General features: G+C 43.3%; 12 protein-coding genes. 8 read left to right on the forward strand and 4 right to left on the reverse strand.

Annotated elements, in window-relative coordinates:
* Nucleotides 1-558: 558 nt before the first annotated feature.
* The 8 genes from JK628_RS09390 (at nt 559) to JK628_RS09425 (ending at nt 9,023) form a co-directional block, all read left to right on the forward strand.
* Nucleotides 559-1,752, forward strand: a complete 1,194-nt coding sequence (locus JK628_RS09390) for an HD-GYP domain-containing protein (RefSeq protein WP_202289220.1) — start codon at nt 559-561, stop codon at nt 1,750-1,752.
* Between the two features lie 17 nt (nt 1,753-1,769).
* A complete protein-coding gene (locus tag JK628_RS09395) occupies nt 1,770-2,591 on the forward strand; it encodes an SDR family oxidoreductase (RefSeq protein WP_202289221.1) in 822 nt (273 codons plus the stop codon).
* Between the two features lie 15 nt (nt 2,592-2,606).
* Nucleotides 2,607-3,233 carry a thiol:disulfide interchange protein DsbA/DsbL gene (locus tag JK628_RS09400; protein WP_202289222.1) on the forward strand — a complete coding sequence of 209 codons (627 nt, stop codon included), beginning with the start codon at nt 2,607-2,609 and terminating at the stop codon, nt 3,231-3,233.
* Between the two features lie 267 nt (nt 3,234-3,500).
* On the forward strand, nt 3,501-3,767 hold the full coding sequence (locus JK628_RS09405) for a DUF4212 domain-containing protein (protein ID WP_202289223.1): 267 nt from the start codon (nt 3,501-3,503) through the stop codon (nt 3,765-3,767).
* 30 nt (nt 3,768-3,797) lie between these two features.
* Complete coding sequence (locus JK628_RS09410; RefSeq protein WP_202289224.1) at nt 3,798-5,516, forward strand: sodium:solute symporter family protein; 1,719 nt, start codon at nt 3,798-3,800, stop codon at nt 5,514-5,516.
* 153 nt (nt 5,517-5,669) lie between these two features.
* Complete coding sequence (locus tag JK628_RS09415) at nt 5,670-7,517, forward strand: DUF294 nucleotidyltransferase-like domain-containing protein (RefSeq protein ID WP_202289225.1); 1,848 nt, start codon at nt 5,670-5,672, stop codon at nt 7,515-7,517.
* Nucleotides 7,518-7,521: 4 nt separating this feature from the next.
* On the forward strand, nt 7,522-8,199 hold the full coding sequence (locus tag JK628_RS09420) for an exonuclease domain-containing protein (RefSeq protein ID WP_202289226.1): 678 nt from the start codon (nt 7,522-7,524) through the stop codon (nt 8,197-8,199).
* A 245-nt stretch (nt 8,200-8,444) separates the two neighbouring features.
* A complete protein-coding gene (locus JK628_RS09425; RefSeq protein ID WP_202289227.1) occupies nt 8,445-9,023 on the forward strand; it encodes a lecithin retinol acyltransferase family protein in 579 nt (192 codons plus the stop codon).
* Nucleotides 9,024-9,078: 55 nt separating this feature from the next.
* Here the strand turns inward: JK628_RS09425 and JK628_RS09430 are convergent, their stop codons facing one another.
* The 4 genes from JK628_RS09430 to JK628_RS09445 form a co-directional block, all read right to left on the reverse strand.
* Complete coding sequence (locus JK628_RS09430; RefSeq protein ID WP_202289228.1) at nt 9,079-10,143, reverse strand: ketoacyl-ACP synthase III; 1,065 nt, start codon at nt 10,141-10,143, stop codon at nt 9,079-9,081.
* A gap of 98 nt (nt 10,144-10,241) precedes the next feature.
* The gene (locus tag JK628_RS09435; RefSeq protein ID WP_202289229.1) at nt 10,242-10,913 is read right to left on the reverse strand and encodes a GntR family transcriptional regulator; all 672 of its coding nucleotides are present in this window, start codon (nt 10,911-10,913) and stop codon (nt 10,242-10,244) included.
* Between the two features lie 107 nt (nt 10,914-11,020).
* Complete coding sequence (locus JK628_RS09440; RefSeq protein WP_202289230.1) at nt 11,021-12,586, reverse strand: aldehyde dehydrogenase (NADP(+)); 1,566 nt, start codon at nt 12,584-12,586, stop codon at nt 11,021-11,023.
* A gap of 41 nt (nt 12,587-12,627) precedes the next feature.
* Entirely contained in the window at nt 12,628-13,629 is a 1,002-nt protein-coding gene (locus JK628_RS09445; RefSeq protein ID WP_202289231.1) for a 4-hydroxyproline epimerase, read from the reverse strand.
* Between the last annotated feature and the right edge of the window lie 38 nt (nt 13,630-13,667).

Genomic DNA, 13,667 nt, shown 5'->3' on the forward strand with positions numbered 1-13,667 from the left:
ATATCGACAGCATTCGATATGATGATCCGGGGATGTTAACAAAAAACCTTTTTCAGTTAAGTAATAAGCAGAACTCGATTACTACTCGCCTTCATAAAGGACAATTGACAGTTAGCCTTTGAAACGAATAGTCGGGGCTATCAATTTCAAAGAACAGCGTTAGTATACAATAATCACGGTTGTATACAATATCCATTACTGCGATTGTTGCAAAAGTGTGAAATGATTACGCTATAAGTTATAACTGAATTGAGTTAAGAATAAATTGCTAACATTCAAAAGAGTGGTTGCTAATGCATTCGTTTCTACGGTTGATCAAATATTGGGCAATCTTCTATTCCATTGTAAATGAACTGCGGTTTATCAATCGCAGCTGTCATAAAATTGACTTCTAACTGTTATTATGACGGGAAAGCTATTATTATCTGGGCATAAGTAAAATCGATATCCAAATACTTTAGCGTCAATTTAATCACTACTAAAGCCGTTGGTTCTAAACACCTATTCAAGAGTGAGACGCTTTATTGAGCGAGTGCATTTTCACTGGAGCAATCAGTAATGTCCAAGGACGTTAAATTACCTTTGTCACAATTAAGCGTTGGATTAACCATTAAGTTACCGCTGTTATGGACTAATCATCCGTTTGTGTTTAATCAATTCGTGATTGAAACCGCAGCGCAGATAGAGTTGATTAAAAGCTTAAATATCTCTTATGTGTATTTAATCGCTGGCAAAGCACTAGAAGCTACGCTTGCTGCACAGCCGGCAGTCGCTGCGGTAGAGAAGTCCGCAGAAGAGTACGCAAAAGAGCGGCTTTTAGCTCTGCGAAAATCATTAAGGGTTAGCCAGCAACGATTTCAAAAGTGCGGTATTGAATGTCGCACAGCATTTTCAAAAATAACTGCTGAACCTGAAGGGGCCTACCGTTCTGCAGCGACTCTAGTTGAAATCCTTATGGATCATCTTAAAGAAACGCCAACACCACATCTTGCCTTAGTCAGTAGTGGTGAAGAGAGCGCGATTACTGAGCATGGCGTATCTGTTGCGGTATTATCGATGATGCTTGGGAGTTTGCTCGGTTGCACTGATTCTGAATTACGCGATATGGCGATGGGGGCATTGTTCCATGACATTGGCAAACGGAAAGTGCCTGATGTTATCCGGCGGAAAAAGTCGAATTTGTCTGATCATGAAGTTAACTTCTTAAAGATGCACCCAAAGTTTGGCTATGACATGATGACTAGACAGAATCTATTTCCTGAAGCTGTGCTCGATATCGTTTTACATCATCATGAATGGGCTGATGGCAGCGGCTATCCTAATGGACTGAAAGGTTCAGCTATATCAATCACAACGCAGATTGTTGCGCTTGCCAATGATTTTGAGATGTTGCTAAAAGGGGGCGGGGGGCGTTCTCCTCAAGTTGCTTTAGGGTACCTCTTTAAAAATCGAGCCGGAAAACATGAACCTAGGTTGATTTCAGCGCTGGTTAAAGTGCTTGGGATCTATCCTCCTGGTACGCTGGTGTTGCTATCAAACTCTCAAGTGGCAAAAGTGCTGGTAACAACATCTATAGTGAAGCAACCCCACGTGCTAGCATGTGATGAAAGCGGTGACAATTCGTCGCTACGTTATTTAATTAACGAAGATGTGTCGATTGAGAAAGTGATAAAAATTGATGAGTTAAGTCAAATAGCATTAAAGGTATTGGACCCCAGTGCTGATATTAGTTTTTATTTCAGCTCTGTGTAATTAGTTTAAGGATAGAGATGATAAAGTCAGTCTGTATTGTAGGTTGTGGTTGGTTTGGCCTGCCATTAGCACAAGCAATGGTAACGCAAGGCATAAGGGTAAACGGTAGTAAGCGCAGTACTGAAAAGGCTGATTCGCTTACTGAGTATGGTATTAACGGCTTTACATTGGACCTATCGTTTGACGAACAGGTAGAAGAAGGTGAACTCGCCTTAGAAGCTGCACTCAATACTGATTGTTTAGTGGTTAATATCCCACCCGGTTTAAGAAACGATCCAGAGGGTTATTTAGTAAAGCTCGCAAGACTAACCAGCTTGATCCGCGATATCAGTTATCAGAAGATCATCTTTATCAGTACCACAGGGGTTTATCCTTCAGTCGAAAAACGAATGACTGAAGATGATGCTCTTGTCCATTCTGAAGTTAGCGATAAGCTGTTACAAGCGGAGGCGATGTTTGCCGGACTCACTAATAGCTGTATTGCTCGCTTTGCCGGTTTAGTCGGACCGAAGCGCCATCCTGGGCGTTTTCTTGCAGGAAAAACCGGTATGTCTCAGCCAGAAGCACCGGTTAACATCGTCCATTTAACTGATTGCATACGTGCCGTGTCTGAATTGATTTTTGAGCCAAGCTCGGAAGGGATCTATAATGTTTGCGCGCCTAAGCATCCTTCACGCCAGGATTTTTATCAACAAGCGAGTTTAGATTTGGACTTAGTCGCACCTCAATTCACTAAGGAGATGAGTGGCGGCAAGATCATTAGTAGTGATAGATTAACGAAAGAGTTAAATTTTGAATATCAGTTCAGTGATCCAATGGATATGCTGGTCGCCTGTTAAGTATTAAGGATAATTATGAAACCGTTAAAAGCATTTCTGGGTAGTGCGTTATTGGTGATATTTACGCTGTTACTACCGCTACAAAGTGCGTATGCCAAGCCATATGTAGAGGGAATCGATTACGTTAAAATCGCCGGGATCCCTGAAACACAAAAACCTGTGATCAGAGAGTTTTTTTCCTATAATTGTGGCCATTGTTATCGACAAGACCCGCTTTTTGAACAGACGGCGCATCTGCTGGAAAACAACATCCAGTTTGAAAGAACTCCAGTCGGTGCGGGACGTACTAGTTGGATACTAAGTCAAGAAGCCTATTATTTAGCGCAGAAATTTAATGTCACTAAGCAGGTTCATGGCAGTATCTTTAGCCGTATTCATGAGAAAGGGGAAGCTTTTAACCGCCCAGATCAACTAAGAGCGTTTTTTGTTAGCCAAGGCTTAGATGCTAAAGAGGTCGACAGCGCGATGAATTCGGCTGATGCAAAGCTTGCCTTGATGAACTATGACACTCAAGCCCAGTTAGCTGAAATTAGTGGTGTGCCGTCATTAGTGGTTAACGGCCAGTATTTGATTAAGGTGCAGCCTCGGTCACCAGAAGCGTTAGCAGCGATGATTAAATATCTTAGTGAGCTTAAAGACTAAGGGTTAAATAGTGATGAGAAGCCCACTTTAAGTGGGCTTTTTTGTATCTTGAATATGAAAATGGCTAATACCTTGGTCTAATTTAGCATTCGAAAGACAAGCGGCTTTACGTGCGCGTAACGCTGTAAGGTATTGTATTTAATTGGTTATTCACTTTGTTGAGTTGAAGTTTCCCTAAGCGTTAGACTAAGGTCGTGATTGTTGTTCGGCCCATGGTTGTTAGATTAAACCCTGACTTAATATAAAAATCAGCACAGGGGAGTCGCTATGAGTTTTGAAAGCAACGAGAAGGCAGAAGGTTATTGGCGTGAAAATTTACGCCTAGTACTCGGATTGTTAGCCGTGTGGGCTACAGTATCATTCGGGTGCGGTATTTTATTAGTAGATGTACTCAATGAGATCCATTTCATGGGGTTTAAGTTGGGATTCTGGTTTGCACAACAGGGTGCTATGTATGTGTTTGTTGCGCTTATTTTTGTCTATGTCGCAAAAGCGAATGCGTTAGACAAAAAATATGATGTGCATGAAGACTAATTACAAAGAACTTATTTAAGGAGCCATGAAATGGACGTACAAACACTAACTTATCTGATTGTAGGGGTTACTTTTGCCCTTTATATCGGTATTGCGATCTATTCGCGAGCCGGTTCGACTAAAGAATTTTATGTTGCTGGTGGCGGTGTTCACCCTGTGATGAACGGTATGGCAACGGCAGCTGACTGGATGTCGGCTGCATCATTTATCTCGCTTGCCGGTATCGTGTCGTTTACCGGTTATGACGGTTCAGTATACTTAATGGGTTGGACGGGGGGTTATGTTCTGCTAGCGCTTTGTATGGCTCCTTACCTACGTAAGTTTGGTAAGTTTACCGTGCCTGACTTTATTGGTGACCGTTATTACTCACAAGCCGCACGTACAGTTGCGGTTGTCTGTGCCATCTTTATCTGTTTCACCTATATCGCCGGACAAATGCGTGGTGTAGGCGTTGTATTCTCAAGGTTCCTAGAGGTTGAAGTAGAAACTGGCGTTTATATCGGTATGGCAGTGGTGTTCTTCTATGCTGTTTTAGGCGGTATGAAGGGTATTACCTACACTCAAGTTGCACAGTATTGCGTACTTATCTTTGCTTTCATGGTGCCTGCAATTTTCATCTCGGTGATGATGACGGGTCATGTTCTTCCTCAAATTGGCTTTGGTGCTGAACTAATCGATGCTGCGGGTAATGGTACTGGAGTTTATCTTCTTGATAAGTTAGATGGTTTGTCAGCTGAACTTGGGTTCTCGCAATACACTGAAGGTTCAAAGAGCATGATTGATGTGTTCTTTATTACCGGTGCTTTGATGTTCGGTACCGCGGGTCTCCCGCACGTTATCGTACGTTTCTTTACCGTACCTAGAGTAAAGGATGCACGTGTATCAGCAGGTTGGGCATTAGTCTTTATTGCTATTATGTACACCACCATCCCAGCATTAGCTGCTTTCTCTCGTGTAAACATGATTGAAACCATCAATGGACCTGAGTCAACGGGTGTTGCCTATGAAACAGCTCCTGAATGGATTAAGAACTGGGAGAAAACAGGTCTAATTGAATGGGATGATAAAAACCAAGACGGCAAGATTTATTACGCTAAAGGTGCTGAAAGTGAAATGAAGATTGACCGTGATATCATGGTGCTTGCGACCCCTGAAATTGCTAATCTTCCAGCTTGGGTTATCGCGCTCGTTGCTGCGGGTGGTTTGGCTGCTGCGCTATCGACATCAGCGGGTCTGCTACTTGTGATCTCGACTTCGGTATCACATGACTTACTGAAGAAAAACTTAATGCCCGATATCTCCGATAAGAAAGAGTTGATGTATGCGCGGATAGCAGCAGCATTGGGTATTGTGATGGCAGGTTACTTTGGTATTAATCCACCAGGGTTTGTTGCTGCGGTTGTTGCGATAGCTTTTGGTCTGGCTGCATCGTCACTGTTCCCTGCAATCATCATGGGGATCTTCTCTAAGACGGTTAACAAGGAGGGCGCAATCTCTGGCATGATAGTTGGTCTATTATTCACCGCGTCTTATATTGTTTACTTCAAGTTTGTTAACCCTAGTGCGAACAGCAGTGATAACTGGTTCCTTGGGATTTCACCTGAAGGTATTGGCATGCTCGGTATGATGGTTAACTTTGCCGTCGCCTTCGGTGTCAGCAAGGTGACATCAGCTGTACCACAAGATGTAGTGGACATGGTTGAATCTATTCGTTTCCCTAAAGGTTCAGGTGGAGCACAAGATCACTAGTTCCGATGACTAAAGTGATTAGAAAGAGCGCATTAAGCGCTCTTTTTTTATGGGTAATTTATTGTCACTGGCCTTTAGTCGAATAGTCCAAGTGATGGTGTAACCGCTATAGTGGTCTTTGAAAATAGAGGATGTGAGCAAGGGAGTCGTTAAATGGATGCAAGTGAATTACAACCCATCGTGCAGTTTTTACAACAAAGCGTACCCTTTGAGTCACTTGATGAGGCCACGTTAGCAACTTGCTGTCGTTCCTTAACCGTAGGTTACTACAGTAAAGCGTCAAGTTTTGTTCCTTTGGACCCGTCACATCCGCAGCTATATATTGTTAGAAGCGGCGCCTTCGAAGTTAGAGACATTAGTGGAGAACTATTAGATAGACTTGGTGAAGGTGACTATTTCGGCTTTCCGTCTTTGTTGTCTGGTGAGCAAGCGAGTAACCGAGTTGCTATTTTGGAAGATGGCTTGGTATACCATTTACCACCTGACATATTTAACTTACTGCGAACTAAAAGCCGTCAGTTTGATCGATTCTTTAATAAGGCGTTTGCCAAGCGTTTAAGGCATCAAGGTCGATTTAAAGCAAGAGAGTTGACAACCACGAGCCGTATAACCACATTAATGTCTCATTCTCCATTAATGATCGATATGAAATCCTCCGTTGCAGATGCTGCAAAATTGATGAGAAAATCACGCGTATCTTCCGTGCTGGTGATTGATAACAGTAAACTTGTTGGTATTTTGACCGACAAAGATTTACGTAACCGTGTCTTGGCTGAAAACCTAGATGGCAAGCTGCCTGTACATCAAGCCATGACAACAACCCCTATCTCAATTGAATCAAACTCCCTGGTATTTGAAGCGATGCTGTTGATGAGTGAGCATAATATTCATCACCTGCCCGTAGTCGACAATGGCGAGACCAAAGGGGTTATTACCAGTACCGACATTTTACGCGGTCAGAGTTCGCAGCCCTTATTGTTAATTGGAGAAATAGAGCGGCAAAAAGATCTTCCTAGTTTGATTCTCGTCAGCAAGCAAATACCACTTCTCCTGCAAAACCTTATCAGCGCTGATGCACGAGCTGAGGAGATAGGACGAGTGTTAACTTCTGTAACCGATGCATTAACAAGGCGCCTCATTGTACTTAATCAGCGGATATTGGGCGAAGCTCCTATGGCATTTTGTTGGCTAGCCTTTGGCTCTCAAGGCCGGCAAGACCAAGCTGCGTGTTCAGACCAAGATAATGGCCTGCTACTTGCGCACGAACCGGATGAGGCTGCGCAAGGCTATTTTGAAGCTTTATCGAAGGCAGTTTGTGCTGGGCTTGATGAGTGTGGTTATGTTTATTGCCCTGGCGATATAATGGCGCAAAACCCAAAATGGAGAATGTCCCTCAATCGTTGGCGCGCTGTATTTGATAAGTGGGTTAATACACCCGATCCAAAAGCCTTGATGCACTGCAGTATATTTTTCGACATGCGAGCAGTGTTTGGGCCACAATCTCTGTTTGATGGTTTGCAAGATGAGGTCCTTAAAAACACCAAAAGCAATGATATTTTCCTCGCGGGTCTGACAGGTAATTCTTTAACGAGCACGCCACCGCTAGGCTTTTTTAGACAATTTGTGTTGGAGCGCGATGGCACCGAGGTAAAAGGAATCGATCTAAAGCATAAAGGTAATGCTTTGATTAATGATATTGCGCGGGTTTATGCATTATCTGCTGGCATTAAAGAGGTTAACACTGCTAAACGAATTAGAGCCTTAATGGATCAAGATATCATAAACCGCAAAGATGCACTAAATCTTGCGGATGCCCATGAGTTCATTGCTCATATGCGGCTATCTAATCAAGGTTATCAATATACTCATGCAAAGCCCGTAACTAACTACCTGATGCCGAAGGACGTATCGTCTTTAGTACGGCATCAATTAAGAGATGCCTTTAAAGTAGTACACGATGGGCAGGTAGGACTGAAACTGAAAATGATGCGGAGTTACTAGATTTTTGAAGAGTATCTACCTTAAGAGTAAGTTGCGATGGCGTACTCTCAAAACGAGTAATAAAAGCATTAAACACTATTACCGTGAAGTATTAAGCAACTTATCAAAACCCTTGTTGCAAATACCGTTAATGGCTATTGATTTAGAAATGACCGGTTTGGACCCTAAATTTGACCAGATTTTGAGTATTGGTTTGGTTCCAATTCACAACGGCATGTTACAACTTGGAAAAGCACAGCACAAATTGGTGAGTATAGACGGTAGCGTTGGCGACAGCGCTGCAATACATGGCATTGTCGATAGACAATTAGCAACAGCAATTTCAGCTAAAGAGGCGATGGATTGGTTCTTAAGTCAAACTCAAGGTCATGTATTAGTCGCACATCATGCGCCTCTAGATATGTGCTTTCTTAAAGCTGAGATCTACCGTAGCTTAGGTGAAAAAATGTCTTTCGTTGCGATTGATACCATGGCGTTAGAGCGAAGTCGCTTACTACGGCAACATGAAGTGCTTAAGGAAGGTTCGTTAAGATTAGATGCGTGTCGGCGCCGATATGATCTGCCTATTTATGCTGCGCATAATGCGACTGTTGATGCCTTAGCATGTGGTGAGTTGCTGTTGGCACAAATGGTGGGAATAGCTGGTAAAGATGATCTGAATTTGTTTGATCTTCTTCGTTAAGAAAAGCCTCAATGGCGTATCTCTGCTCTAGTTCAGCACATTCAAACTAAGAAATGACAGCCCTTTGTTGCACTACCATTTACCACCACTTAACTAACGCTGCTGTGATATTTTGTTGTCGATACGGCTTTAATTTGAAATATTAATAATTTGAACGTAGTTTTGCTTACATATTTAAGCTTCTTCAATTAGTAACTGTTCTATAACTTATTAATATTAAGTGAATTGGATCTATAGGGACTTTTATGCCGTTACCGTTAGTTTGGTTGGGCGCTGCAGCGATTGGTGCCGCTTTGATTGCTGATGAACGAGAAAAGCAAAAAGAGATTGCCAAGAAACGTTTGCATGGCAATGCTGTAGCAGATCATACGACAGGGGCAAGTGCCGAACTGTCACCGAGCCTATGGCATACAGGCGACAAGAAAGTTCAGCTTGAACCCGGTTCGATCATCTGCTGCTTCGTGTTTGGGGTCATTGAGCATACGGGAATTTGGTTAGGGGATGACACCTTAGTGGAGCTACATGGCAGTGGTTTAATTCGCGCAGTTTCCACTCGGCGCTTTCTTGTTGGCAGAAGTGGCAGTCGGGTCTTTCAAGCCTGTAATCATCTTCACCAGCCGTTAGTGGGAGAGCAGATCTTAGCACGAGCAAAACAAGCGATATTCACTTATAGAGAATACGATCTGTTAGACAATAACTGTCATCGATTCGTTTGGCATTGCTTAAGTGGAGAAGAGAAGGCCTTATCGAGTTTTAGTAAACTGAATAATGAGATTGGAATGTACTTTAAAGAGGCTATTTATTGGGATGAAGCGATTGTTTAATACAAAAACACCGACGGGTTAGGTCGGTGTTATTAAGCAATCTTTTAAGGCTAAGCTATTTACAGAAGTGCTTTACCGCTTTGCTAACCAATTCAATACCCGTTTTATCACAAGGTGGTAGCTCAGCATCACTAATATTGATAGGAGTCACTCTGTCACCCCATTTGATTAACGCTGCAGCTGAGGTTAAGCCAGCACCAAATGCACAAGACAGTATTGTTTGATGTGGTTGAATTTTACCTTGCTCAAGAGCATCACAAATAGCAATCGGAATCGTAGCAGCTGAGGTATTGCCATAATTAGCAATATTTTTAAATGCTTTTTCTTTGGGAATCTTCATACGACTAATCAGCGTATCGATAATACGTTCATTAGCCTGATGAGGGATCACCCAATCGATATCTTCCTTATCGATACCACATTTCTCAATGACCTTGGTACTTAACTTGCCCATGCCAGCAATTGCACGTTTGAAAATCTCTTGACCGTTAAATTCGATATAAAAATCGAGTGAAGAGGCTTCAAACCTGTCCATTGCTGTACCAAAGCCAGCTTTAAGAATATCGCGACCAGCAGGGTCATTATTAAGCTCGTAGCCCAAGACACCAATCGCTTCGTCAGTTGCTTCAAGCACGACAGCTCCAGCACCATCACCAAATAAAACCGCTGTTTCACGACGTGACCAATCTAAGAAGAACGATAGTCTTTCAGCACCAATGACAAGGACTTTTTTACATTGGCCGCTTTTGATCTGCGAACTACCTAGGCCTAGCCCATAAAGAAAACCACTGCATGCTGCATTGATATCAAACGCAGCGCAGGTTGCACCCACATTGGCTTGAACCGTTGAAGCGATATTCGGGATCAATGTGTCTGGTGTAGCTGTTGCTAGAATAATCATGTCTAGGTCGCTGCCTTCAATACCTGCGGCAGCAAGTGCTCTTTGAGCGGCAACAGAGGCAAGCTCAGAGGTATTTACATGACTAATATGACGTTGGCTAATACCTGTGCGAGGTTTTATCCATTCATCAGAAGTTTCAATAAATGTTGAAAGGTCATGGTTTGTTAGGGTAGCGGGCGGAACACACTTTCCCCAACCTGTAATCGTAGCGTACTGCATTAGGATATCTCTCAAAAAATAAAAAGGCAGAACCTGAGGTCTGCCTTGTCAATCAGTATTAGTAAAGCTTAACAAGTCTTTTAGCACTCAACAGTGAGCTAGCCCTCTTGTTGAGCAACCAAAATTCTAATTGCTTCTGCAGCATGCAGGATGTGACTGCGTAACAACGCTACCGCATTATCAACGTCACCTTGCCTACAATAGTCTAGCAATTCTCTATGATCTTGTTGTGCTTTAGGAATACCGCTCGCTAAAAAAAGCTGCAAGCGGACGTATCGGTCGCAGTTGGTATTAAGCCCATTGACGACTTCAATTGTATGGGGTTTGTCTGCAGCGCGGTATAGACAAGTATGGAATTGGGAATTTAACCCACTCCAGCTTTCAATTTGGTCTTTATCTTGAAAAGCAACATCAAGCGAGTCCAAAATACTCTCAGCTTCTGCGAGGTCATCTTCAGTCATATTGGGGATAGCTTTTGCCAATAGATCTGTCTCTATTAATGCTCTTAAGTCAAATAGTTCAGTGACTTGGACAGCCGACAAAGTAGTCGCAGTCGCGCCTTTATGAGCTTCAAACTTAACTAACCCTTCAGCTTCTAATTGCAGTAATGCCTCTCGAACTGGGATCCTGCTTACATTCATTTCATCGGCTAAGGCACTTTGGCGTAATGGCATACCCGCAGCGATTTCACCTGAGAGGATTTTCTCCCTTAATACTTCAACAACAACTTGGGTGCGTGTTTTATGAACGATAGGCGTTATTCTGCTCATATATCCTGTTTTTATGTTAGTTATTCAAGATGATTTTCTTAGATTACCGCTTAAATAAGCATAATGAAAGGGAAACAACTTGTTTCCCTGTACATATGTTGAAATATTTAGAATGTAATGATATTTTCTTGCTCTTGCCTTAACTTCTGTGGCATGAGCGCTATTGGCATGTTTTGTATACATAACGGTCGTTCGAAGCGAGACATTGCCTGGGTGCCAACCGATGTCGTACGGCTATCGGTACTGGCCGGATATGGCCCGCCATGGTTCATCGAGTGACATACTTCAACACCTGTAGGCATTTGGTTGAATATTAAACGGCCTACATTGTATGAGACTGATTCAATTAACTGAGTTTGCTCTGCCAACTCAGGGTCTAGTCCATGAATAGATGCCGTTAACTGACCTTCCATCTGCTCAGCTATTAACTCCATCTGTGCTTGGTTATCACAAACAACAACGACCGCGAATGGTCCAAATACTTCTTGTTGAAGCTCATTTAAAGCTAAATAATCTTCAGCGGTGACTTTAATCGCAGCCGGGCGCGTAAAGTGGCTTGCCGGTGATGATTTACCCTGTGAAATCAGCTCCACTGCATCATTATTAATAAGCGCTTCAACTTGTGATTGGTAGGTAGCTGCAATGCCTGCTGTTAGCATGCTAGCCGCTGATTCAAGTGAGATTTTCTCGGCTACTGTGGCAAGGTAGCGATTTAGTGCCTCGCCTTTTATTGCCACCACTACCCCAGGACTTGTACAAAACTGGCCATGGCCCATCAACATAGATTGCACCTGAGTCGTAGCAAGGCTTTCCGCTTGTTGTGTCAGCAGTTCACTAAGTAAGAACTGTGGGTTCGTTGAACCCAGTTCACCATAGAATGGGATCGGTTCAGCTCTTGCCGCGCAAAGATCAGCTAAAATGCGACCCACTTTCAGTGATCCGGTAAAGCCGACTGCTTTAATAGCGCTATGGCTAACTAGTAGCGTAGAAGACTGAGGCTCTGTTGACTGTACCAGGTTAAATACCCCCGCAGGGATTTGAGTTTTTTCACTTGCTCGTGCAATTGCCTTACTTACAAGTTCGCTAGTAGCCGCGTGAGCAGGGTGTCCTTTTACAACAACACTGCAACCTGCTGCAAGTGCTGCAGCGGTATCACCACCGGCTGTTGAAAAAGCCAAAGGAAAGTTTGATGCGCCGAAAACCGCAACGGGTCCAATAGGTAGAGTTCCTAGTCTAGTGTCGGGTTTTGGAAGAGGTTGTCTGTCAGGGTTAGCAAGGTCGATCAGTACATTCTCGATAGGGGTTCTTAATGTACTTGCAAATAACTTTAATTGTCCGCAAGTCCTGCCTGTTTCGCCTTGTAGACGAGCCATTGGCAAACCTGTTTCTACATGAGCTGTTTGTGTAATTGCAGCGATATCAGCTTGGATCTCATCAGCAATTGCATCTAAAAAGTCTGCACGATTTTCATTAGTTGTGCGTCTATATGTAATGAAAGCTTGCTGCGCTGCGTTAACGGCATCATTGATATTTTTTGATGTCGCCGATGCGAATTGCCATTCAGTGGCTTCGTTTTGGACAGGGTTCATACTGTTAAATTGCAGTGGTTCGTCAGTCCAAACACCATCGATTAAATGCTGACCACTAATTGCTACTGTTACTAAATCTGTCATATTCACTCCTGAACTTAGGTACTCAATAAATTAATTGTTGATCACACGACCTGAAAACCGAAAGCATAAGGGTCACTATCATCAATGGTAATGGTGTTGTTGCCAGTCATTCTGGCCCAGCCTTTAATGCTTGGCATAATGCCCTGGTAGTCACCGACTTGCGTTGCTGATTCAATTTTTCCAACAAACTGGCTGCCGATAATGCTCTCGTGGGTATACTCTTCGCCGATTTGCAGATGCCCTTTTGCATATAATTGGGCAAGCCTAGCACTTGTTCCGGTGCCACAGGGCGAACGGTCAATGGCTTTGTCACCATAAAAGACCGCATTTGCACCATCGGAACCTGAAGAGATGGTATCACCAGTCCAAAGCACATGTGTTACGCCACTTACCGTAGGATCATTTGGGTGGATACAAGTAAGTTGTTCTTGCGCAATGGCTCTGACAATGGGGCTCCAGCGAAGAATGTCAGCTGCGCTCCAGTGGCGCAATCCAGGAAAGTTTTCTTGCGGGTCAACAATAACGTAGTAGTTGCCGCCATAGGACACATCTACCTTTAGTGTCCCTAAGCCTGGAATATCTAAAATTTGGTCCCTATGTGCAAGATATGCTGCAACGTTATATATCTTGACCCAATCAACTTTTTCATCAGTTTTTTGATAATCAATTTTTATCTGGCCAGCGGGGACATCGATGATGAGTTTCCCCGGTGTTTTTGCCGTCAATAATCCAGATTCAATTGCTGACGTAACGGTGCCAATAGTGCCGTGCCCACACATGGGCAAGCAGCCACTGGTTTCTATAAATAAAATAGACGCATCAGCGTCGTTAGAGCACGGAGGATAAAGAAAGGCACCAGACATCATGTCGTGGCCGCGAGGCTCAAACATAAGCCCTTTGCGGATCCAATCATACTCGCGAAGAAAGTGTTGTCTTTTCTCGCTCATATTCTTGCCAAGAAGATGGGGGTGACCACTGGTCACAAGCCTTACAGGGTTACCGCCTGTGTGTCCATCAATACAAAAAAACGTGCCTTTCAGCATAAATATAGCTCCACTATTATTGTTAGTGTGCTGAGCCG

It is taken from the genome of Shewanella sp. KX20019 (assembly GCF_016757755.1).
Lineage (GTDB): Bacteria > Pseudomonadota > Gammaproteobacteria > Enterobacterales > Shewanellaceae > Shewanella.

What these genes read in the sequence shown, in the direction of transcription:
- JK628_RS09390 (WP_202289220.1), top strand. Translation starts at nt 559, where the DNA reads ATGTCCAAGGACGTTAAATTACCTTTGTCACAATTAAGCGTTGGATTA.
- JK628_RS09430 (WP_202289228.1), bottom strand. Translation starts at nt 10,143, where the DNA reads ATGCAGTACGCTACGATTACAGGTTGGGGAAAGTGTGTTCCGCCCGCT.
- JK628_RS09435 (WP_202289229.1), bottom strand. Translation starts at nt 10,913, where the DNA reads ATGAGCAGAATAACGCCTATCGTTCATAAAACACGCACCCAAGTTGTT.
- JK628_RS09415 (WP_202289225.1), top strand. Translation starts at nt 5,670, where the DNA reads ATGGATGCAAGTGAATTACAACCCATCGTGCAGTTTTTACAACAAAGC.
- JK628_RS09425 (WP_202289227.1), top strand. Translation starts at nt 8,445, where the DNA reads ATGCCGTTACCGTTAGTTTGGTTGGGCGCTGCAGCGATTGGTGCCGCT.
- JK628_RS09445 (WP_202289231.1), bottom strand. Translation starts at nt 13,629, where the DNA reads ATGCTGAAAGGCACGTTTTTTTGTATTGATGGACACACAGGCGGTAAC.
- JK628_RS09400 (WP_202289222.1), top strand. Translation starts at nt 2,607, where the DNA reads ATGAAACCGTTAAAAGCATTTCTGGGTAGTGCGTTATTGGTGATATTT.
- JK628_RS09405 (WP_202289223.1), top strand. Translation starts at nt 3,501, where the DNA reads ATGAGTTTTGAAAGCAACGAGAAGGCAGAAGGTTATTGGCGTGAAAAT.
- JK628_RS09440 (WP_202289230.1), bottom strand. Translation starts at nt 12,586, where the DNA reads ATGACAGATTTAGTAACAGTAGCAATTAGTGGTCAGCATTTAATCGAT.
- JK628_RS09395 (WP_202289221.1), top strand. Translation starts at nt 1,770, where the DNA reads ATGATAAAGTCAGTCTGTATTGTAGGTTGTGGTTGGTTTGGCCTGCCA.
- JK628_RS09410 (WP_202289224.1), top strand. Translation starts at nt 3,798, where the DNA reads ATGGACGTACAAACACTAACTTATCTGATTGTAGGGGTTACTTTTGCC.